Here is a 20,817-nt window from a genome sequence, read left to right on the forward strand (position 1 = left end):
CTCTTTATTCAAATTATGTTATGGATGCGCGAGTTACCACTGTTGTCGCGCGATATTTGGATGCTGTCGCGCGAATTTCCGGTGACCTCGCGCGATTTTTGGATGCCGTCGCGCGAAATTACGGTGACCTCGCGCGATTTTTGGATGCTGTCGCGCGAAATTACGGTGACCTCGCGCGAATTTCCACTGTCTATTCTTTAACTTCCTTTCCATTCAAAAAACGACGCGCTGTTTCTGCCAAAATTGAAACACCGATAGGCAGAACATTTTCATCAATATCAAAATGTGGTGTATGCAGATCACGTGTTTGCTCGTCGCCTGTAGCACACCCGAGAAAGAACATGGATCCTGTAACCTCCCTGGTCATATGGGCGAAATCTTCGCCTCCCAATCCAAATGGCTGATCCAGAATTTTAAAATCAGGATAAAGATCTTTTATTGTAAACCTGATCGCTTGATTCACCCCTGCATCATTGTGCAGAGCGGGATCTTCAGGTTTTATGGTTAATTGATAATCGCCATCCAAGGGTTTCACTATAGAAAAGGCTTTTTCCATTTCGTTGTGCAGGAGCTCCCGTACGTCCGGGTGATAACTGCGGATGGTTCCTTTAACATGAACTTCAGATGGTATCACATTGCTTGCAGCTCCACTTTGAATGCTTCCTACACTAATGACCGCCGAATCAAGCGGCGACACCCGGCGAGCAACGATTCCATGAAGCACTTGAAGTACCGGACCGAGCATCCAGACTGGATCTTTTCCCAGATGAGGATAGGCACCATGTCCGCCGCTGCCTGTAACCAACGCTTCAAAGACATCGACATTTGCCATGCTATAACCATCATGAACCTTAACGTCACCCACATCGTCTTCAGGGCTCATGTGAAGTGCAAGCACACGATCAGCATCTTCCAAAACACCCGCTTTAATCATATAAGGGGCGCCTGTCGATCCATAACGATCCGCCATTTCCTCAGCGGGCTGGAACAGAAATTTAATTGTTCCTTCCAATTCGCCCGTTTGAAACAGTTCGCCCATTAAGCTGGCAACGCCCAAACCGATTGCCGAATGGGCGTCATGACCGCATGCATGCATCACACCATCATGGACCGACTTATAAGGGCATTCATTTTTTTCTTGAATCGGCAACGCATCCATATCGGCCCGTATCACAACTGTCGAGCCTTCTCCGGATGAAAGCGTCCCCATGACAGCTGTAGTATAACCTATTTCAGTCTGCACCTGCATACCGGGGATTTTTTCCAAAGTTTCAGCGATAAAGCATGATGTTTCCACTTCCTCAAAACTTAACTCCGGGAATTTGTGGAAATGCTGCCTCCACTCTATTAACTGCTCACACATCGTCTGTGCTCTTGTTTGTATATCGTTAAATGTTACAGCCAATTTAATCCCCCCTGCCGCGTCAACGATTAAGCGATTGAATCAGATGAGATGGAATCGGTTATTATACCGATTCCATCTCATCTAATATGTTGTTCTGCAGTCACCTCAATTGACAGAAGTGATGGCAGTCATTTCCACATCCGTTTCAATTAGCCCATGCCAATCGCAACATATTTTGATTCAACGAATTCATCGATACCTTCGTGGCCACCTTCTCTGCCGATACCGCTCTCTTTCATGCCGCCAAAAGGAACTTGCGCAGCAGAAGGTCCGCCTTCGTTCCAGCCGACTATTCCAAAATCGAGCTTTTCAATCAGTTGATAGCCGCGGGCAACATTGCTTGTAAACACATACGCCGCTAAACCATATGGCGTATCGTTTGAAAGTTTGACCGCTTCTTCGTCAGATGAGATTTTCTCGACAGGTGTTACCGGACCGAATGTTTCCTCCTGCATAACAACCATTGATTGATTAACATCTTTCAGAACCGTCGGCTGATAAAATAGACCGCCATTATCCGCAATAGCTTCCCCGCCGGTCGTAATAGCCGCTCCCTTAGAGGCAGCATCCTCAACGTGGCGTTTCACTTTATCCAGACCATCCTGATTAATCAATGGCCCAATATCATTAGATTCATCCGTGCCGTCGCCGACTTTTAATTCCTTAACGGCTTTTGTCAGCTTCTCCACATATTCATCATAAACACCTTCCTGCACATAAATCCGGTTAGCACAAATACACGTTTGACCGGCATTTCTGAACTTGGATGCTACCGTTCCTTTTACAGCCAGGTCAACATCGGCATCATCAAGAACGACCAGCGGCGCATGACCGCCCAGTTCCAGTGACAGCTTTTTGACCTGATCGGCGCTTTGACGAATCAGTGTCTTGCCGACTTCCGTAGATCCGGTGAATGTTACTTTACGGACCTTGCTGTTTCCCATAACGACTTTGGCGATTTTAGAAGAAGACCCTGTCACAAGATTGACGACACCTTTTGGAAAACCGGCTTGCTCACAAAGTTCCATCAGTTTAACAGCTGTCAGTGGACTTTCACTGGATGGTTTCATGATAAATGTACAGCCGGAAGCAAGTGCAGGCCCCATTTTACGCGTCAGCATGGCAGCAGGAAAATTCCATGGTGTAATTGCCGCCGCAACACCAACAGGCTTTTTCCAAACTTGCAGGCGTTTGCCAGTTGCGTGCGTCGGAATGACCCCCCCATCGACACGCTTGCCCTCTTCTGCAAACCACTCGATAAAGGAGGCCGCATATTTCACTTCACCTCTTGATTCGTTTATCGGCTTGCCCATTTCAATAGTCATCATTTGGGCAATTTCTTCCTGATTTTCCAGCATCAGCTGATTTAATTTTTGAAGATAACCTGCACGATCATAAGCCGTCAGGTTGGACCACGACTCGAATGCTTCATATGCCGCATCTACAGCCTGCTCCGCTTCCTTTTCACCGCCGTTTGGTACTGTACCGACCGTTTTGCCGGTTGCCGGATTCACAACATTCAGCGTATCACGTTCACTGCCAACCCATTCACCATTAATGCTCATTAGATAGTTATTCGTTTTTACTGCCATTATGACGTCACTCCCTATTAAAAGATTCTTAAACTTTAGCTCCAACTGTAGCAGCTTCGATAGCCTCTTCAAGAATATCAAGGCCTTCTGCTAGCTGCTCATCTGTAATTACAAGCGGCATCAACAGACGAACCACGTTATCATAGACTCCGGCTTTCAAAGCGATCAACCCGCGCTCACGTGCTTCCTTTAACACCTGAGGAGCCATTTCCTTATCCGGTTCTTTACTGACTCGATCCTTAACAAACTCCAATGCACACATGGCGCCAAGTCCCCGGTAATCACCAATGGCATCAAAACGGTCATACATGTCATTAAATTTAGCCATGACCTTTTCACCAATCTTCACGGCGCGTTCATTCAACTTTTCATTTTCCATTATCTCAAGTACTGCCAAACCGGCACGACAACCCAGTGGACTCCCGCAATATGTGCCGCCTAATTCACCGGCTCCCGCGTCATCCATAATGTCTTTTCGACCGATGACACCACTGATAGGCAAACCGGCAGCCATCGATTTAGAAACTGTAACCAAGTCCGGTTCTACCCCGTAATGTTCCATCGCAAAATATTTACCGGTACGGCCAAAGCCCGTTTGGATTTCGTCTGCGATAAACAAAACGCCATGCTGCTTGCACAACTCATATACCCCTTGAACGAATGTTTTATTCGGAATAATAAAACCGCTTTCGCCCTGAACCGGTTCCATAATAAACGCAGCAACCTGACTTGGGTCCACTTCTGTAATGAAGAAATTTTCAACTTGTTTCAAGAGATAATCTGCATAGTCATCTTCATCCATTGATTCTGGACGACGGTAATTGTAAGGAAATGGTGCATGATAAATTTCAGGGGCAAATGGACCATATTCAAATTTATACGGTTTCACCTTGCCTGTCATCGACATCGTCATCAATGTACGACCGTGGAACCCGCCGGTAAATGAAACGACAGCCTGGCGTTTGGTATATTTACGGGCAATTTTGATGGCGTTTTCATTTGCTTCCGCACCGCTATTCAGAAACATAACTTTCTTATCAAAGCTCCCCGGTGCAAGTTCCGCAAGTTTTTCCGCGAATTCAATATACGGATCATACATCATGACGTTGAATCCAGTATGAATATACTTGGCAACCTGGTCCTGTAGAGCGTTTACAACCGTGTCATGACTGTGCCCTGCATTAATAACGCCAATAGCACCTGCAAAATCAATAAACTGATTTCCGTCAACATCGTTAAGGAGTGCACCTTTTGCTGACTCCACAAACGTGGGAGCACCATAGCTGACGCCGTCCGGAACCACATTGTGCCTACGCTCAAGCAGTTCCTTCGCCTTTGGGCCCGGCAGTTCGGTTTTGACATTGGCAAATTGTCTGCTCATAATAGTGATCCTCCTTACCATTCTTTATATCATATATTTTGCCCAAGCAGTTTTGTCTCGACATATTTAATATGCTCCCTGACTCTTCCATTCACTGTATGCACATCATTCGAGACCAATGCTTCAAGCAATTGTCTGTGTTCCTCATAAAAAGCCTGTGGGCTTGAATAATACCTGTCAAGGTGCATAAGAAATGTCCTGATTTGCACTTGAAGTGAATCATAAATCTTTATTATTCTTGTATTCCCGCAAAGCGTCACAACGTAACTATGAAATTGCATATCAAGATCAAACAGCCCGCTCCAGTCGCTTTTATCCGCTCTTTCTTTCATCTGTCTCACAATTTCATCCAATTTCTGAATGTGTTCATTTTCCAGCCGCGGCATTGCTTGCATAAACGCATGTGATTCAAGCAATGTGCGCAATTCAATCATCTCATCGGCATCCTTATTGGTAAAATCCGCAACATAGGTCCCTTTTCTCGCTTGACTGACAACGAGTGCTTCACTTTCTAACATTTTCAAGGCTTCCCTTATGGTACTGCGGCTGACATCATAATGTTCCGCAAGTTCCGTTTCCAGCAGCCGCTCGCCAAACTGAATGTCTTCATTCCATATTTTCTGTTTCAGCTCATCAGCAATCAGCTCACTTAATGGCTTCTGCATAATGGCGCTATTATTAGGCTGCAAAACCAACTGCTCCTTTCCAAAATTGTCTTACTATTTTATGTCGATTGTCGACAATACGCATCTTGATTTCATCTTAAGATAGACAGATATCATTGTCAACTGAATTTTTCCTTAATTTGAAATTCATTGACTTAAATGGCATTTACGACTATTTTTAAAGAAAGGCCTATATGAATAGAGTGAAATGGAGGTATTAAATTTGAAGAAAAAAATTATTGCTTATAACCGTGTGGAACAACCGGTTTTAGATGATCTAAAAGAAAAATATGATGTCCGTTTTTTTAAAAACATCGATACAAACAACAATCCTGAATTCTTGAACCATTTAAGTGAGGCAGAAGGCATTATTGGTCTCGAAACACCTGTGGATGTTGACATGTTGAACCATGCACCTCATTTGAAAATTGTCAGTAATGTCTCGGTCGGTTACGATAATCTGGCGCTTGAGGAAATGACCGAACGGAACATTATGGCTACCAATACACCGGGTATTCTCACCGATACAGTGGCCGATGCAGTTTTTGGCATTCTGGTTGCCACCGCCAGACGCATTCCGGAATTAGATCATTTTGTCAAAAAAGGGCAATGGCAAGCAGAAGCAATTGGAGAGGAACACTACGGGACCAATATCCATCATAAAACACTGGGGATTATTGGTATGGGACAGATTGGTAATGCCATTGCTAAGAGAGGGCATTTCGGTTTTGACATGGAAATCTTATACCATAGCCGGAGACGCAAACCTGAAGCTGAAAAAACGCTTAATGCTGGATATCGGCAACTTGAGGAGTTACTGGAGGAGTCCGATTTTGTTGTTATGATTACCCCGATGACACCGGAAACTGAAGGCATGATTGGCAAACGCGAATTTCAAATGATGAAGAAGTCAGCTATTTTCATTAATGGTTCGCGCGGCAAAACAATTGTCGAACAGGATCTGATTGAAGCACTTGAGAACGGTTGGATCACCGCTGCCGGACTTGACGTATATGAACAAGAACCAATCAATCTTGATAACCCGCTTTTAAACATGAAACGTGTGGTAACCACCCCACATATCGGCTCATCTACATATGAGACAGAATTGAGCATGTCGCAACTTGCCGGAGAAAATCTTCAAATCGGGCTGACGGGCAAGCGACCGCCGAACCTGGTTAATCCCGGTGCTTTTGATGACAACAATTAATCATTTAAACGGCCGTACCAATGAATCGGTACGGCCGTTAATAGCAATGCTGTATAGGGTGATAGCTGTATTTGGCACTGGACATGATACACTCTCAGGCCAGACGAATATTCGGCTTTACCATCAGTTCGCGCGGAAAATCGGCAAGAACCTCGGCACCTGTTTCAGTTACCCGGAACGATTCACTGATTTCAACACCCATATTATCCAACCAAATTCCAGGGATTAAGTGAAACGTCATATTCGGCTCCAAAACAGTACGATCCTGGGGTCTTAGGCTTGCTGTATGCTCCCCCCAGTCCGGCGGGTAGTTGAGACCAACTGAATATCCCATCCGCGACTCTTTTTTTATGCCGCTTTTTTCAATCACACTACGCCAAACACTTTCAAGTTCTTCACAGGTGATTCCCGGTTTCACCGCATCAAGCGTCGTATTAATCCCTTCAAGAACGACGTCAGACACATTTTGCATCTGCTCTGATGGTTTGCCGATAACAGCTGTTCTTGCCAGCGGTGAATGATAGCGCCTGTAACAGCCCGCCAATTCGATAATGACCGGAGCACCTTGCTGGAATCTGTCATCAGTCCATGTCAAATGTGATGCAGACGTCTTTTCACCTGTCGGAAGTAATGGAACAATTGACGGATAGTCACCGCCAAAATCTTCTGTACCGCTTATTTGTGCGTGTGATATTTCGGCAACGACATCACATTCACGAACGCCTTCTTCTATTGTGTCAAATGCGACCTGCATTGCCTTTTCGGAAATCCTCGCAGCATGTTTAAGATATGAAATTTCCCGATCCGATTTAATAATGCGCACCCAATTAACCATATTCGTTCCATCTTGAAAGGTTGCATTCGGCAGCCCTTTTGTCAATTGCATATAACTTTTTGCCGTGAAATAATAAGCATCCATCTCCACGGCGATTGTTTTATGATCATAGTTCTTTTCTCTCAACAAATCGGCAATGAAGTCCATAGGGTGCCGAATTGATGAGTGAACATAATGATCCCCATAAGAAATGATGTGATCTTCCTCAAGCCATGTGGTATGCAAAGCAGCATTTGCATCCTGAGCACGGCCAATCCAGACCGGCTGATCATCATCAATCATAACAATAAGCATTTGATGAACATAAAATGACCATGCATCATACCCAGTTAAATAATTCATGTTAGCCGGATCCGTTACCATCAGCAAATCGACTCCAGCATCAGCCATCCGCTGCTTTGTTTTATTAAGTCGCTCATGAAACTCTGAAATCGGAAATGTTAACACAGATATTCCCTCCCCCTCTTGCTCGCCCAAAAACATTAGAAAGCGCTTACCTATTTTAGCTAAAAAGGTTTTAATATTGTCTATACTTCTATGATAATACGTCTACAATTGCACCTCTTTGTCGATTGTCGACATTTACTTTCTTACTTACATTATATTCACGAATTTTCATAGTGTCAATTATTATCCAACAATTTAAAATTTTTATTCTTTAGTGATTACTCATTTGATGCTTTCCAGCCAAGCTAATATCTTATCGGTAACATTTTAAAAGTTGACCTGTATCACAGCAAATAAAATAGCCCGGTACTATACTGAAAGCAAGGCTAATCTTTCGGATGTGAAGTCTGAAATAAACCATTGAAGTTGCAACTAAATAAAAGCGTTTTGTGCCTGGAGCGAAGTGAAAGGAATGGTTATATTTATGAAAAAAATCGCATTTATCACGATTATAGTAATGACTGCATTGTTGGCGTATATAATGCAAGTTGATTGGACTTCACAAAAATTCACAGATGCACTGTCGGTTAATCCGGATAATATAGCGAAATTGCAATTGTCCTTACCCGGCGAAAGCAATTACGCTACAACCCGTGACCCGAAAAAAATACAGAAATTCATACAATACTTCAGCAGCAAAAATTATAAACGGATCCGGGGGGATGAACCCACCGAACTGCCCATGAGCGCCAGTATGGTTTATCTGTACGGAAAAGATCAGACGGATTTTTTGGTTGTTTTCGGCGATACGGTTTTAATCAGTCACCAATACTATAACGTGAAAGATGATATAATTGAGATGACATTCCTCAAGGATTTTCATCAAGCAATTAAATGACTCCGGATACGATATCACGACATATTTTTGTAAAAATATCATGTTTTAATTGAAAACAATTTTCATTAAACGCTATAATGGAAAAAGGCCAGTATGTTGAAGGAGATGATTTTTATGTCTAAAGTTCTAGTCTTGTACGCAAGTCTGACAGGAAGCACAGAAATAATGGCAGAATCCATGACTGAACACTTGAAAGAAAGCGGACACGAGGTGGAACATAAATCTTTTGACCTTGATCCAATTGATGTACCGCGTCTGGAAGAGTTCGACAGCATCCTGTTTGGATCATACTCGTGGGATGACGACATCCCGTTTGAGGTGGAGGATTTCTATTTCGACATGGATGATATTGATCTTTCCGGCAAAACCGTTGGTGTATTCGGATCATGTGACACCTATTATGATATATATGGACCGGCGATCGACACCCTTACATCCAAGGCAAAAGAACGCGGAGCAACTGTTTATGAGGAAAAGTTCAAATTTGAACTTGAGCCGGACGACAAAGATATCGAACACGGCAAAGCATTTGCAGATGCCGTTGTGAACCTTGACGTTAAATAAAGTTAGAAGAACCGGGCAAAGTACGGCCCGGTTCTTCTCTTTCTATATTCGTCATATAAAGTCCGATAATTTACATTCCTTTCCTTATATGCCTTCATAATATTCTGGACGCCTCTCTCCCCTACAATGTTCACAGCTGAATTTTGCCGGGAACATATTTTGAATTTCAAACATGTTCCGACGGCCCTCTACCGTAACCGCTCAGACTCACAATCCAAATAGGCAAATAACGGAAGGAGTGAATCTTTAATTGAACTGCAAACCGCTTAATCCATAATAGTGTTACACAACATTAATAGCCATAAAACTCCTCAGCCCGGATATTATCCTCATTCGCACCGGCTTCCACGAGCATATCATACATATCATTGACCATGCCTCCCGGACCGGAAAGGTAATAAATTGGTTCAGTCACATCGGAGACATAACGCTTCAACATATCTTCATCAATATAACCGGTCTCTCCATGCCATTCATTCGAATCGGCTTGCGTCATGACCGGCACAAATGTGAAGTTTGGATTTTGCTCCTCAAACTTTTTGAGATCCGACTGGAACGGCGCATCCTCAGGTTTGCTGTTGGAAAAAAGCAATGTCATATCATGTGATGTCTGTTGTTTTGTCGCCTCAGCAATCATGCTACGTATCGGTGTAATACCAATACCGCCAATAATGAAAACGGCTGGTGTTGATTCGGTTTTATGAAGTGTGAAATTGCCAATTGGACCGTCAAATGTCACTTCGGACCCTTCCGACAATTTTTCCAGTTCCCGTTTATATGCCGAATCCCGCAGACGTGTTGTTGTCACCAGTTCATTCTCAGACGGAGCATATACAAAGGAAAATTCCCTACTGTTCCCCTCCTCATCTGTCTCATTCGGATTCATTAACGTGAAATCACCGAATTGTCCGGCTTTGAATGCAAATCCATCAGGCATCTCCCAGTGAAACGCCATTGTATCGTTTGCGACTTTTTCCTTTCTGATCAGTTTGATTGTTTCTTTTGCCATATTTTTCATCCCCTTCTCAATTCATAATAATATTGATACATTAACTATTTAATTTCTTCCCCAATTATATCTGTTTAAACGGACTAGAGGCAAAAGAGCCAATTCAAATATTATTATTGATGTTAAAATTTCCCGACACAATATGGTCAGAGCTCTGCTTTTCACTTAATTATGTTTAATGTCAATAACTAATCTTGAAGAAAACTCAGGTGTTTCTAATTGGATTTTTTCTTTTTTCAAATTAAAGATGGCAACAAACATTTTTTCTTCCTGTGAATACTCAATCGAGGATAGTACTGAACTATTTGATACTCCAATTGTATCCCCATTTCGATTCAGTTCCCCGCTAATTTCCCCGTAAGGTAATTCAAGTCTAATCTTACTGTCATGTTCAGTTAAATCGTAATGATCGATTGTTTTGTTAAGATCAAATACAACTCTTGTGTAATTGGGATGGACAGCATGACGTATATTTTCTACGTGTGTTGCGGAAATCTCTACTTCTCTGCTGGCCTGGTATCCTTCATATGTTGCCGTTATCCGTCCTTGTCCCTCTTTCTCAGCATAGAACGTTCCATTTTCCACGTAGCCGATATCATCAGAAACTTCCCACTCTATTGAAGCCGGATCAATATCCAGTTTTTCACCATGCTTATTGAAACCATTTACTGTTAAATCAATGTTTTGTCCAGGAGCAGCTGTTAAATCTAACGGTAAAATGCCTAATATGCCCTCCGGCTTATGAGGTGATGAGCCACTAGGATATGGCGGATACATGAGATATTGATTGCGTACATCCTCAACCCATGCATCCAAATCTTTCTGCCACGATCCTATGATTTTGTCTACCGGTTTATCATCCTTAATCAAATCAGGGACTTCAGTGTCTCCTATCAAATTAGCATAACTGGAGGTCATATCAAATTTCTCAGGATTTTGATCGCGCATCGCATCAACAAGATTCAGACCCAAGCTCACAAGATTTATTTGAGAAGGGTCATTCATATGAACCTGAACCCCTCCAACCAGTTCACCGCTGTACTTTCCAAACATCGGCGTGAAATATGCAGATCTGAAGCTCACACCAGCAATATCACGATTATTCATTTCATCAACCAAGGCTGCACCGTCAATCCATGGGGCACCAACCAATTCAAAAGGTTTAGTGGTACCAAGACCAGTTGTCAAAGTCGTGTCATCCAACAGTTCAGTCCCAGCGTATAAATAAGCAGTATTTCGGGTTGGTATGTTAGGCGATGTCATAACCCAAGGAAGCCCCGTGTCCTCATAATGCATGGTCCGTTTCCACCCTTTCATTGGAGCTACCTTTAAATCTACCCCCATACTATATTCATGGTTCCACATAACAGCTAATTCACCGACTGTCATGCCGTGCCTAACCGGCAGCATGAACCTACCCATAAAGCTGACAGCATCTTCAGAACGCACTGGCCCTTCAACCTTCGTCCCGCCAATCGGATTTGGCCTATCCAATACAATCAACTCTTTATCGTATTCCGCTGCTGCTTCCATCGCAAATCCCAGTGTGTAGATGTACGTATAAACGTTCGAACCAATGTCCTGAATATCAAATAAGAGGACATCCACATCATCAAGCATTTCTTCTGTTGGTTTCCATGTTGGCCCATACAAGCTATAAACAGGCAAACCTGTTTTTTCATCAATATAAGATTCTACGTACTCTCCGGCTTCACGATTACCCCGTATACCATGTTCCGGACCGTATAATGCTGTCAAATTCACCTTTGGATTGTTGTACAGCACATCAATACTACTTGTCAAATTACTTGTCACACCAGTCGGATTCGTTATCAAACCAACTCGTTTATTTTTAAGCCAATTCATCTTTTTATTCAAAAGAACTTCAATACCAGGGCTTACTTTTTGATTGCCATCACTATTTTTCTTGTTTTGATTGTCATTAGCATTCGAGCTTATTTGCGAAAATGTTAAAGCGATCACAAAAATTAAAATTGTCATCATTGTTAATTTCAATCTTTTCACAAAAACACTCCTCAAAAGATATTATCGCGTTGTGTATGATCATGATGACTTCCCAGTTCTATATTCCTCGATTAAATGATTCACTTTCTCATTCAGATCCTTCTGATTTCGATAAATTTGTATCATTTCTTCAATCAGACTTTTTTCAGACATGACGGTCATTAAATGGTCTTGAGCGTGAACCAGCAACACCGGCAGTGTTTTTAATCCCTCCTTTGTATCTTCCTGAATAAATTTTGTCTGTAGTTTATGGGCCTCCAATAATTCATCAGAGGCTTGCTTCATCTTTGCCTCAACTTGATCAAATGCTGCATTTCTAGCATTTTGAAGTGCCTCATGCAGATAATTTTTGGCATTTCCTGCATGTAAAATGATATTCATTGAAAAATTTTCAATGTCCATGTCTTAGCCCTCCACAATGGATTAGATGTATGGAATGGTTTTCCCACCATTCTTTTACTTTTATAACGTCAGAAAGTATAAATTATGGATGACCTTATAAGAAAAACTTCGGCACTCGCTATAGGACGAGGCGAATGCCGAGTTTTTCTAATGTCTGTTAACACTTTACGCCTTCATTCTTGTATAATGATAGCTGCTTATACGATTAAACCAGGAATCCATAAATGCAGGGTGACACATAACCTCTGTAACTCCTGATTCTAAATGTGAAAAAATTCTAAGCATATTTTCAATTAAAAACATTATTCCTCATCGGCAGCTGCAGCGGATGCGGATGCGTTTTCTTTCTCTTCCTCCACAAGTTTTTTATCATACAGACGGAAAAATGGGTAGTAGATAAGTATCGCAATGAGTATATTGACCATCATTAATACACCGCCACGCCAATCACCAGTGGTCAACACACCTGAAAATGGCGGGGGAGTGGTCCATGGTACAATCACATAAGGTTTTCCTACAAAACCGAGTGACATAGAAAAGTACGTTATTATCCCAACTGCCAATGGAGCCAGTATAAAAGGTATCACCAATAATGGATTCATCACGATGGGCGAGCCGAATACAACCGGCTCACTGATATTGAAAAAACTGGCCCAAATGGACCCGCGCCCTAACCCTTTTAAATGTTTTGACCGTGCCCGCCAAACAAATAAAATCGTCAACGCAAGTGCCATACCTGATCCGCCTACAGCCCACCAAATTGCCATAAAAGGCTGACCGATAATATGCGGAAGTTCCTCACCGGCTTGCTGTGCAGCCACATTCTGTTCGGTCAGACTATACCATATCGGTGCCATAACACTCGCGACAACAGAAATTCCATGAATGCCAAAAGACCACAACAAATGGATAAGGATGATCGCTATAATAGCACCCCATAAACTTCCACCCATAGCTTCCAATGGTTGACGTAATACAGCACCAACAACCCCATGTAAGGACAAATCAAAGGCATTTTTTAAAATAAGATCGATTCCCCATACAGCAAAAATGATAACAGCACCAGGGATCAAAGCCGTAAACGCACGCCAGACTGATGGCGGCACTCCTTCAGGCATACGAATTACAATATTTCTCTGTTCAAAGAAACGGTAAACTTCAACTGTAAAAATAGCCAAAACAATGGCAATAAACAGACCTTCACTGCCCATTAAATTTAACGGTATATTTCCGTTCTCAGTAAAAGGGGTTGCAACAAAAAACGCAGCAAGACTGAGCACACCGGCTGACAACTCATCCATCTCATAACTTTTAGCAAGGCTATAAGCTATTGAAAATACTGCAACCAGTCCTAACAGACCAAATGTCGCATCCACTGGTATACTGAGGGCCGGCGCATAAGGTTCCATAAATTTCGACCAGGATTCAATTGGTGGAGATGATATTATTAAAAATATACTGCCGATGATTAATAATGGCATCGTCGCCACAATACCATCCCTGATTGCCTTCAAATGACGCTGCTCAGACAGCTTACCGGCAACAGGCATAAAATAACGCTCCATAAATTCATTGAAACGATTCACATTTATCCCCCATTTTAGTTATTTAATCCCAGTGCTTGTTCAAGCACCTTTTCTCCATTCGTAGCACCATACGCTTTCATATCAATAACAGCCATTGGTACCTTGGCTGCTTCCCCCTTTTTAAACAGTTCATTTTTTTTATAACGTATCTGTGGACCCAGCAATATCACATCAGAATTTTTCAGTTGGTTGTCAATATCATCCACAGAATGTGCTTCGATTTCAGCGTTAATCCTTTGGTTATCAGCCGCTTTCTTCATTCTTTCAACTAAAAGACTTGTACTCATGCCTAGCGCGCATAGTAATGTTATTTTCATAGATAGTTATCCCCCTCGTGACTATGTTCGTTGAACTGTGGTAGAAAGTTCGTATTCATTTGCAACATTTCATCTAAAATATTTTTTGCCCGTTCTGCCGTTGGGACAAGTGGATGCAATGTCAATGCTTGGTGTGCGAGCCCCTTGTCACCATAAACAGCCGCATCTACTGTAAGTTCCTCATAGGCTTTCACATTCTGTAATAACCCCCTGATTTGTGGTGATACATCACCAACTTGGAGCGGCGTTATCTGATGACTTTCTACAACACAGTTTACTTCTATACTGACATCATCAGGCAGACATTTTATTGTTCCATTATTTTGAACATTAAGTGTGTGAACATCCCTTGAATTACGGTGTATAGAAAGAATTAAATTAATCGCCGCTTCAGAATAATAAGCCCCGCCTCTCTGTTCCAACGCTTTGGGTTTTTCTTGTAACTCAGGATTTTGGTAAACTTCAAATAATTCCTTTTCAATCTTTTGGACCTTATCAGCACGTGTTTCGTTGTGTTGATACTCTTCAAGCTGCTCATCAAGGATACGATCTGTCTGGTAGTAATACTTGTGGTAACCACACGGAACAGCCCCCAAGGACTGCAAAAATTCTATATCCCAACCAAAATCAGGGATATTTTTTGCTTCGTAACTGTCTGATTGACCCATTAAAATATCGTGAATTTTTGATTGCCCTTTAATGTACAGACCGGTAATCCAAATAAGGTGATTAATACCCGTAAAATGAATACTGACATCATCCACGCCAACATTGTAGGTATTTGCAAATTTTTTATAATAATTGATGGGGTTATTGCAAAGGCCAATGACTTTAACATGACTGTGCTTTAAAATTGCCTCTGTTATAATCCCCGCCGGATTTGTAAAATTTAACAACCATGCATTGGGCGCCAGTTCCTCTATATCCCTACAAATGTCAAGCAGAACCGGGATTGTTCGTAGAGCCTTCATGAACCCTCCTGCCCCAGTTGTTTCCTGGCCTATTACGCCATGTTTAATCGATATATATTCATCATGTCGTCTCATAGTCAGTTGACCAACTCTAATTTGCGTAATAATATAATCAGCATCTTTTATCGCTTCTTTCCTATCAAACGTTTCAAAGACTTTGATGGAATATTTAGCCTTTTTGACCATTCGCTTTGATAGATCCGCAATGATAGATAACTTTTCTTTTCCTTCTTCAACATCCACCAGCCAGATTTCAGATACGTTTAAGACATTCTGATTATTAATAATCCCTTCCAGTAATTCAGGCGTATAGGAAGACCCCCCTCCAACCACAGTTAATTTCAAGCTTCTCATTATGACCATCCTTTCTTCTGTTGACTAACATTCATTTATCTTGTTTCAATTTTATGATGAAAGCGCATTCATGTTTAGTTGATATTTTACCGCTGGCAACGGAAAAAATATTCACTTAAAAAAATGGCTGTTGACCCGAAAAAGTGACGGAATCAAATGAAATGCCTTTGCTCTCTGTATGTTTAGACAGATTTTATGACATCTATAAGTTGTGTAAACGACTCACATTCCAGAAGTTGAAAAACCGCCTGCTTATTATCGATTAATCTGACAAGTGCGTTAAACATCGGCTTTAAGTCATCCTTTTTTGTTTTATCTACATTGAGTAAAATAACCAACTGAACATGCTTGTCACCCCACTGTATGGGTTTTCTTAACGTGACAATGGATAAAAAAGTAGCGTTGGTTGCGGGCTCCAGAGGATGCGGTAGTGCCACAAGATTACCGAAACTGGTGGGGGCATAACGCTCTCTTTCCAATACAGAATTTGTATAACCTTTTTCTGCTTCCTCATCTTTTATCAATACTTCAGTCAAAAACTGAATAACCGCATCAGGAGTTGCAAAATCGCGATTCAAAAAAGTATAATCAGAAAATATACTTTTTTCCAAAGTGGAACCGGAGTCCCCTAGAACGTGTTCAATCTTGGAAATGTCATTACCACCAAGTATGGTGCTGACGTAAATTATCGGTATAGTCATTTTTTGATCTATTGGAATTGTGCTTATGATAAAGTCAATGCTTTCCAATGCCTCGTTATTTAAATTATAATACTCTGATGTTCCAATTATATCGAGTTTTTCATAGAATTTATTTTTCAATTTATATAACAGTAACTGTGCACTCCCAAACCCGGAAGAACATACGATTAAACACCGCTTCCGTCGGGTTCCAAAACTTTTAAGCTTTTCTTGAGCGGTTTCAATATGCAGTGCTATATAACCCATTTCATCTTCATTGACATGTATGCCTAATTGTTCACTTAAAACATCAGCGCCAACTAATGCTGCTTCAAATGAGAGTGGATATTTCATCTTAATTTCATTCAACATTGGATTACGGATATTCATTTGATGACGGTATCGATTGATGGCGGGTTTTAAATGCAGGCTTAAATTTAGCAGAAGTTCTTTATCATCAGATAGCTTCAGAGCATATTTGTTATCAATTCGCTTCACAATTTCCTCAGAAAGAATATCTATTTCAGTATCTAAAACTTTCCCATCACTCTTTTTGTTCATTGAAGACGTTAATTTGGTTCCTTTTAAATGTATAGATAAATAGGTTATTTCGTTTTCAGGGAAGCAAATATCCAGACCTTTCTCGACATCCCTCAAAATTTCCTGTGCAACCAAATATTCCTTTTCCTTACTTTCTTGAGGAAGTTCTTTGTTCACGATTTGTACAGATTTATCTTCACATATTCGCTTATATGCTATGGCAAGGTGAGTTAATAAATTTTGCAGACTAACATCCGAAATTATAATTTGGTGCTTCCTCAAGTTACTGAGAATACTCTCTCGAATAACTTCTAAGTCTGCTTCGGATAATAACCTCATCCAATTCGTTTCAAGTGACAATGGCTCTTGGTTAAAAATATACTCAGAAATACAGAAGCGGATCATGGCTTCTTTCCCACTCACTTTAATACCATAATTTGGCTTATGATTAATTATCAGCTCATAATCGCTTAGGATATCGCGAACAATTTTCAAATCACTTTGTAATGTCGACCTGCTGACAAATAATTCCTCGGTTATATCTTCCATTTTTATATAGCCAGAATTAAACAACAATTTTTCCATTAAATAATTCACCCGTTTTTCAGGTTCTGCCGGAATTAATGAATGTTGATTTTTTTCATATTCTTGAAGAAATCTGTTGATTATCGTGTTATCATTTGGCTTTAAAAGATAACCTTTTCCCCGGACTGAATAAATTTTGATGTTATATCTTTGTAAAAGTGAATTTATTTCTTTGATATCATTTCGGATTGTTTTTGGACTCACGTTAATCGCAGTAGATAATTGAGCACTTGTTAATGGTTCATTACCCACGTTATTAAATTCTTCTATAATAGCTTGTTGCCGCCCATTCATCATTTCACCCCTTTTTTCCGAATATTATGTTATCTACATTCATAATATAGCACGTTTTTATTATTTTCGCGAACAGATGAATATGATCGACAACCGAAATGATTAAAGCGTATAAAAATATGATAAAATCAACTAACACCATCTTAGAAAAACTCGACATTCGCCTTGTCTTATAGCGAATGCCGCAGCTTTTCTGACGTTATAACAAAAGGAGTGACTGAATATGACCGATTTTCCAATATTCGATGGACATAACGATACACTGCTCAGGCTGCATATGTCCGATGATCCGCCCTCGTTTTTCACGGAAAGTTCAGCGGGACATCTTGATTTGCCCCGAGCTAAAAAAGGTGGATTTGCCGGCGGTTTTTTTGCAGTTTATACACCAAATATGAATTATGAAGCTGAGCCTGAAGATCACATGACTGAAAATGGTTATGATGTCCCACTTCCGCCAAAGGTCAGCCTTGAACAAGCCTTAACATTCACACACGCGCTTGCAGCGAAATTATTCAAGCTTGAATCAGAAGCTGATGGTCAGCTAAAAGTTGTCCGAAACGCAGATGATTTAAGATACTGCCTGAAAAATGACATTTTGGCTGCGATTTTTCATATAGAAGGGGCTGAGGCGATCGATACTAACTTTGATGCACTCCACGTTCTCTATCAAGCAGGGCTGCGCTCGCTCGGTCCCGTTTGGAGCCGTCCAAATGTTTACGGTGAAGGCGTGCCGTTTCGTTATCCTTCATCACCCGACACCGGCGATGGACTAACAGATAACGGCAAGGCGCTTGTACATGAATGCAATAAACTCGGTATTATGCTTGATAACACACACCTTAACGAAAAAGGATTCTGGGATGTTGCAGATCTCACCGACGCTCCGCTTGTGGCAACCCATTCCAATGCCCATGCTCTCAGTCCGATCGCGCGAAATTTGACCGATAAGCAGCTGACCGCTATCGCTGAATCGAATGGCGTTGTCGGCATCAACTACGCGGTCAACATGCTGCGGGAAGACGGCGGACTCGGAACAGATATTTCACTGGATGAAATTGTCCGTCACGTGGCATACATTGCCGAAAAATTCGGTATTGAGCATGTTGCCCTGGGATCCGACTTTGACGGAACGACTGTACCCGATTCATTGAAAGATGTAAGAGGTCTGCCAAAACTAATCGAGCGTCTTAAAGCACATGGTTTCCATGATGGCGAACTGCAGAAAATCACGCATGGGAATTGGGTGCGAGTGCTGGAGGATACATGGAAATAAACATAAACAATAGCAGCCTATATCTTTTAACAGATATAGGCTTTTTTTGTAACGTCAGAAAGTATAAATGATGGATGACCTTATAAGAAAACTTCGGCATTCGCTATAAGACGAGGCGAATGCCGAGTTTTTCTAATGGGTATAGAGTGTCTGATACTACTTCCTAATCTACCCGCGCCCATTTTTTATTTTTATTTGGTTTCCTATTGGAAAATGAATCAAATCATGGTAAAATGCTTAAAACCCATATTTCCTATAAAATTAGTATGGATTAAAATCAACAGGAGTGAAGCCCATGTACCTGGACATCAATAACATCTCGAAATCATTCCAGCGCAAAGATGAAGAGCCGCTTCAGGCGTTAGAAAATATTAATATGGAAATCAATGAAGGCGAATTCATCTCATTGCTGGGACCATCCGGTTGCGGCAAATCAACCCTGTTATCCATGATTGCCGGTTTATCAAAGCCTTCTTCCGGTTCAGTCTATCTCGAAAATGAGAAAGTTACTAAACCGGGCCCGGATAAAAGCATGGTATTTCAGGAACCGGCATTATTCCCATGGATGCCGGTCAAAGAAAATGTTACTTTCCCATTACGCAAAAAAATGGGCAAACAGAAACAGGATCAAGCAGCAGCGGATTATTTGAAAATGGTGCACCTCAGCCAGTTTGCCGAAAACTATCCGCATGAGCTTTCCGGCGGGATGCAGCAGCGTGTCGCTATCGCCAGGGCTCTGGCGATGGATTCCGGACTGCTTTTGATGGATGAACCATTCGGCGCACTGGATGAACAAACACGCCAGGTACTCCAGGATGAAGTCGAAAACATTTGGATGAACACTCAAAAGACAATCGTATTTGTCACACACAGTATCCGGGAAGCTATTAAATTGTCAGATCGCGTTATCATCATGAGCGCACGGCCGGGTACCATCATTTCGGATTTCAAAGTTGATCTTGAACGACCACGACAGAAGCAAGGTATGGCTGCGCTGGAAGAGAATGTCATGGCCATTTTGAAGACTGAGATTGAAAATGTCATGGAAGAGGAGCTTCAGTATGCCCGTAGTCATTAAACGCATTATATTTTTTGCTGTCCTTCTTTTAATCTGGCACAGCATATATCTTCTCGGTATCTGGCCGGAGTCTATGATTCCAAGCCCGTTTACAGTTACAAAAACAATCTATGCCGGTTTTGCTGACATGACGTTGGTTTACGATATTATCGCCAGTTTCCGCCATCTATTTATAGGGCTTGCTACTTCACTTGTCATAGGAACGCTTCTTGGCGTTCTGCTCGCCAAAGTTAGGACAGCGGACGAAACACTTGGGACCATGATTTTAGCATTGCAAAGTGTTCCCAGCATTGTCTGGGTGCCGCTTGCCATCATCTGGTTCGGCTTTACTGAAGCATCGATCATTTTTGTTGTTATAATCGGCGGAATCTTCGTCATGACCATGAATATGCGCATAGGAATCAAAAATGTCGCACCCATATATCTGAAAGCGGCACGCACGATGGGATCAACGGGAATGGATTTGTTTTACAAAGTCGTGATACCTGCAGCCATTCCGCACGCAGTAACCGGCGCTCGTCTGGCATGGGCATTTAGCTGGCGTGCGTTGATGGCAGGCGAAATGCTGAGCACAGGTCCCGGGCTTGGCTACACGCTCAGCTATGCATCTGATTTTAACAACATGAGTCTGGTGATTGGGATCATCGTTATTATTGGCGTGATTGGTTCGGTTGTCGACCAGCTTGTATTCCAGCGGATTGAAAAGAAAGTGCTCAAACGCTGGGGCATGGAAGAAGCAGCGTAATAATCAGCAGTTTTCAACCGA

General features: G+C 41.8%; 19 protein-coding genes. 7 read left to right on the plus strand and 12 right to left on the minus strand.

From position 1 onward, the window contains the following. The first annotated feature begins 42 nt into the window (after positions 1–42). Positions 43–201, plus strand: coding sequence for a hypothetical protein (locus IEW67_RS03780; protein ID WP_188631726.1), 159 nt, complete (start codon positions 43–45; stop codon positions 199–201). Here the strand turns inward: IEW67_RS03780 and IEW67_RS03785 are convergent. From IEW67_RS03785 to IEW67_RS03800, 4 genes are all read right to left on the minus strand, one after another. After that, complete coding sequence (locus IEW67_RS03785) at positions 191–1,405, minus strand: M20 metallopeptidase family protein (protein WP_229671663.1); 1,215 nt, start codon at positions 1,403–1,405, stop codon at positions 191–193. The two genes, IEW67_RS03780 and IEW67_RS03785, sit on opposite strands and share 11 nt — an antisense overlap. A gap of 149 nt (positions 1,406–1,554) precedes the next feature. Further along, the gene (locus IEW67_RS03790; protein ID WP_188631727.1) at positions 1,555–2,997 is read right to left on the minus strand and encodes an NAD-dependent succinate-semialdehyde dehydrogenase; all 1,443 of its coding nucleotides are present in this window, start codon (positions 2,995–2,997) and stop codon (positions 1,555–1,557) included. Between the two features lie 28 nt (positions 2,998–3,025). Continuing rightward, positions 3,026–4,381 (minus strand): 4-aminobutyrate--2-oxoglutarate transaminase, encoded by a 1,356-nt coding sequence (gene gabT, locus IEW67_RS03795; RefSeq protein WP_188631775.1) that lies wholly within the window; start codon positions 4,379–4,381, stop codon positions 3,026–3,028. A gap of 26 nt (positions 4,382–4,407) precedes the next feature. Further along, entirely contained in the window at positions 4,408–5,067 is a 660-nt protein-coding gene (locus tag IEW67_RS03800) for a GntR family transcriptional regulator (RefSeq protein ID WP_188631728.1), read from the minus strand. A gap of 199 nt (positions 5,068–5,266) precedes the next feature. On the opposite strand from IEW67_RS03800, the gene IEW67_RS03805 reads away from it, so the two are divergent. Next, on the plus strand, positions 5,267–6,253 hold the full coding sequence (locus IEW67_RS03805) for a 2-hydroxyacid dehydrogenase (RefSeq protein ID WP_188631729.1): 987 nt from the start codon (positions 5,267–5,269) through the stop codon (positions 6,251–6,253). Between the two features lie 94 nt (positions 6,254–6,347). Here IEW67_RS03805 and IEW67_RS03810 read toward each other — a convergent pair whose 3' ends face one another. Then, a complete protein-coding gene (locus IEW67_RS03810; RefSeq protein WP_188631730.1) occupies positions 6,348–7,535 on the minus strand; it encodes a M24 family metallopeptidase in 1,188 nt (395 codons plus the stop codon). 424 nt (positions 7,536–7,959) lie between these two features. Between IEW67_RS03810 and IEW67_RS03815 the strand changes: the two genes are divergently transcribed. Next, a complete protein-coding gene (locus IEW67_RS03815; RefSeq protein ID WP_188631731.1) occupies positions 7,960–8,373 on the plus strand; it encodes a hypothetical protein in 414 nt (137 codons plus the stop codon). Positions 8,374–8,487: 114 nt separating this feature from the next. After that, positions 8,488–8,937 carry a flavodoxin domain-containing protein gene (locus IEW67_RS03820; RefSeq protein ID WP_188631732.1) on the plus strand — a complete coding sequence of 150 codons (450 nt, stop codon included), beginning with the start codon at positions 8,488–8,490 and terminating at the stop codon, positions 8,935–8,937. Positions 8,938–9,229: 292 nt separating this feature from the next. On the opposite strand, the gene IEW67_RS03825 is transcribed toward IEW67_RS03820, so the two are convergent. From IEW67_RS03825 to IEW67_RS03855, 7 genes are all read right to left on the minus strand, one after another. Then, the gene (locus IEW67_RS03825; RefSeq protein WP_188631733.1) at positions 9,230–9,946 is read right to left on the minus strand and encodes an FAD-dependent oxidoreductase; all 717 of its coding nucleotides are present in this window, start codon (positions 9,944–9,946) and stop codon (positions 9,230–9,232) included. A gap of 165 nt (positions 9,947–10,111) precedes the next feature. Next, positions 10,112–11,971, minus strand: coding sequence for an exo-beta-N-acetylmuramidase NamZ family protein (locus IEW67_RS03830; protein WP_229671664.1), 1,860 nt, complete (start codon positions 11,969–11,971; stop codon positions 10,112–10,114). A gap of 39 nt (positions 11,972–12,010) precedes the next feature. Then, positions 12,011–12,373: a PTS lactose/cellobiose transporter subunit IIA gene (locus IEW67_RS03835; protein WP_188631734.1), complete on the minus strand. Its 363-nt coding sequence runs from the start codon at positions 12,371–12,373 to the stop codon at positions 12,011–12,013. A 302-nt stretch (positions 12,374–12,675) separates the two neighbouring features. Then, on the minus strand, positions 12,676–13,938 hold the full coding sequence (celB, locus tag IEW67_RS03840) for a PTS cellobiose transporter subunit IIC (RefSeq protein WP_229671669.1): 1,263 nt from the start codon (positions 13,936–13,938) through the stop codon (positions 12,676–12,678). 35 nt (positions 13,939–13,973) lie between these two features. After that, entirely contained in the window at positions 13,974–14,276 is a 303-nt protein-coding gene (locus IEW67_RS03845; RefSeq protein WP_188631736.1) for a PTS sugar transporter subunit IIB, read from the minus strand. Further along, positions 14,273–15,601: a 6-phospho-beta-glucosidase gene (locus IEW67_RS03850; RefSeq protein ID WP_188631737.1), complete on the minus strand. Its 1,329-nt coding sequence runs from the start codon at positions 15,599–15,601 to the stop codon at positions 14,273–14,275. The genes IEW67_RS03845 and IEW67_RS03850 overlap by 4 nt, the downstream gene beginning before the upstream one ends. Positions 15,602–15,783: 182 nt before the next feature. Further along, positions 15,784–17,703, minus strand: a complete 1,920-nt coding sequence (locus tag IEW67_RS03855) for a BglG family transcription antiterminator (protein ID WP_188631738.1) — start codon at positions 17,701–17,703, stop codon at positions 15,784–15,786. 220 nt (positions 17,704–17,923) lie between these two features. Between IEW67_RS03855 and IEW67_RS03860 the strand changes: the two genes are divergently transcribed. The 3 genes from IEW67_RS03860 to IEW67_RS03870 all read left to right on the plus strand — a co-directional run bounded on the left by IEW67_RS03860 (position 17,924) and on the right by IEW67_RS03870 (position 20,796). Beyond that, a complete protein-coding gene (locus IEW67_RS03860) occupies positions 17,924–18,973 on the plus strand; it encodes a dipeptidase (protein WP_188631739.1) in 1,050 nt (349 codons plus the stop codon). 295 nt (positions 18,974–19,268) lie between these two features. Next, a complete protein-coding gene (locus IEW67_RS03865) occupies positions 19,269–20,051 on the plus strand; it encodes an ABC transporter ATP-binding protein (RefSeq protein ID WP_188631740.1) in 783 nt (260 codons plus the stop codon). Continuing rightward, positions 20,035–20,796 (plus strand): ABC transporter permease, encoded by a 762-nt coding sequence (locus IEW67_RS03870; RefSeq protein ID WP_188631741.1) that lies wholly within the window; start codon positions 20,035–20,037, stop codon positions 20,794–20,796. The genes IEW67_RS03865 and IEW67_RS03870 overlap by 17 nt, the downstream gene beginning before the upstream one ends. Positions 20,797–20,817: the final 21 nt, after the last annotated feature.

The sequence above is a fragment of the Lentibacillus kapialis genome (assembly GCF_014646635.1).
Taxonomy (GTDB): Bacteria; Bacillota; Bacilli; order Bacillales; family Amphibacillaceae; genus Lentibacillus; species Lentibacillus kapialis.

Excerpts from the sequence above, each read along its gene's own strand:
- IEW67_RS03860 (WP_188631739.1), top strand. The coding sequence starts at position 17,924 with ATGACCGATTTTCCAATATTCGATGGACATAACGATACACTGCTCAGG.
- IEW67_RS03870 (WP_188631741.1), top strand. The coding sequence starts at position 20,035 with ATGCCCGTAGTCATTAAACGCATTATATTTTTTGCTGTCCTTCTTTTA.
- IEW67_RS03835 (WP_188631734.1), bottom strand. The coding sequence starts at position 12,373 with ATGGACATTGAAAATTTTTCAATGAATATCATTTTACATGCAGGAAAT.
- IEW67_RS03825 (WP_188631733.1), bottom strand. The coding sequence starts at position 9,946 with ATGGCAAAAGAAACAATCAAACTGATCAGAAAGGAAAAAGTCGCAAAC.
- IEW67_RS03815 (WP_188631731.1), top strand. The coding sequence starts at position 7,960 with ATGAAAAAAATCGCATTTATCACGATTATAGTAATGACTGCATTGTTG.
- IEW67_RS03820 (WP_188631732.1), top strand. The coding sequence starts at position 8,488 with ATGTCTAAAGTTCTAGTCTTGTACGCAAGTCTGACAGGAAGCACAGAA.
- celB (WP_229671669.1), bottom strand. The coding sequence starts at position 13,938 with ATGGAGCGTTATTTTATGCCTGTTGCCGGTAAGCTGTCTGAGCAGCGT.
- IEW67_RS03865 (WP_188631740.1), top strand. The coding sequence starts at position 19,269 with ATGTACCTGGACATCAATAACATCTCGAAATCATTCCAGCGCAAAGAT.
- IEW67_RS03850 (WP_188631737.1), bottom strand. The coding sequence starts at position 15,601 with ATGAGAAGCTTGAAATTAACTGTGGTTGGAGGGGGGTCTTCCTATACG.
- IEW67_RS03790 (WP_188631727.1), bottom strand. The coding sequence starts at position 2,997 with ATGGCAGTAAAAACGAATAACTATCTAATGAGCATTAATGGTGAATGG.
- IEW67_RS03845 (WP_188631736.1), bottom strand. The coding sequence starts at position 14,276 with ATGAAAATAACATTACTATGCGCGCTAGGCATGAGTACAAGTCTTTTA.
- IEW67_RS03855 (WP_188631738.1), bottom strand. The coding sequence starts at position 17,703 with ATGATGAATGGGCGGCAACAAGCTATTATAGAAGAATTTAATAACGTG.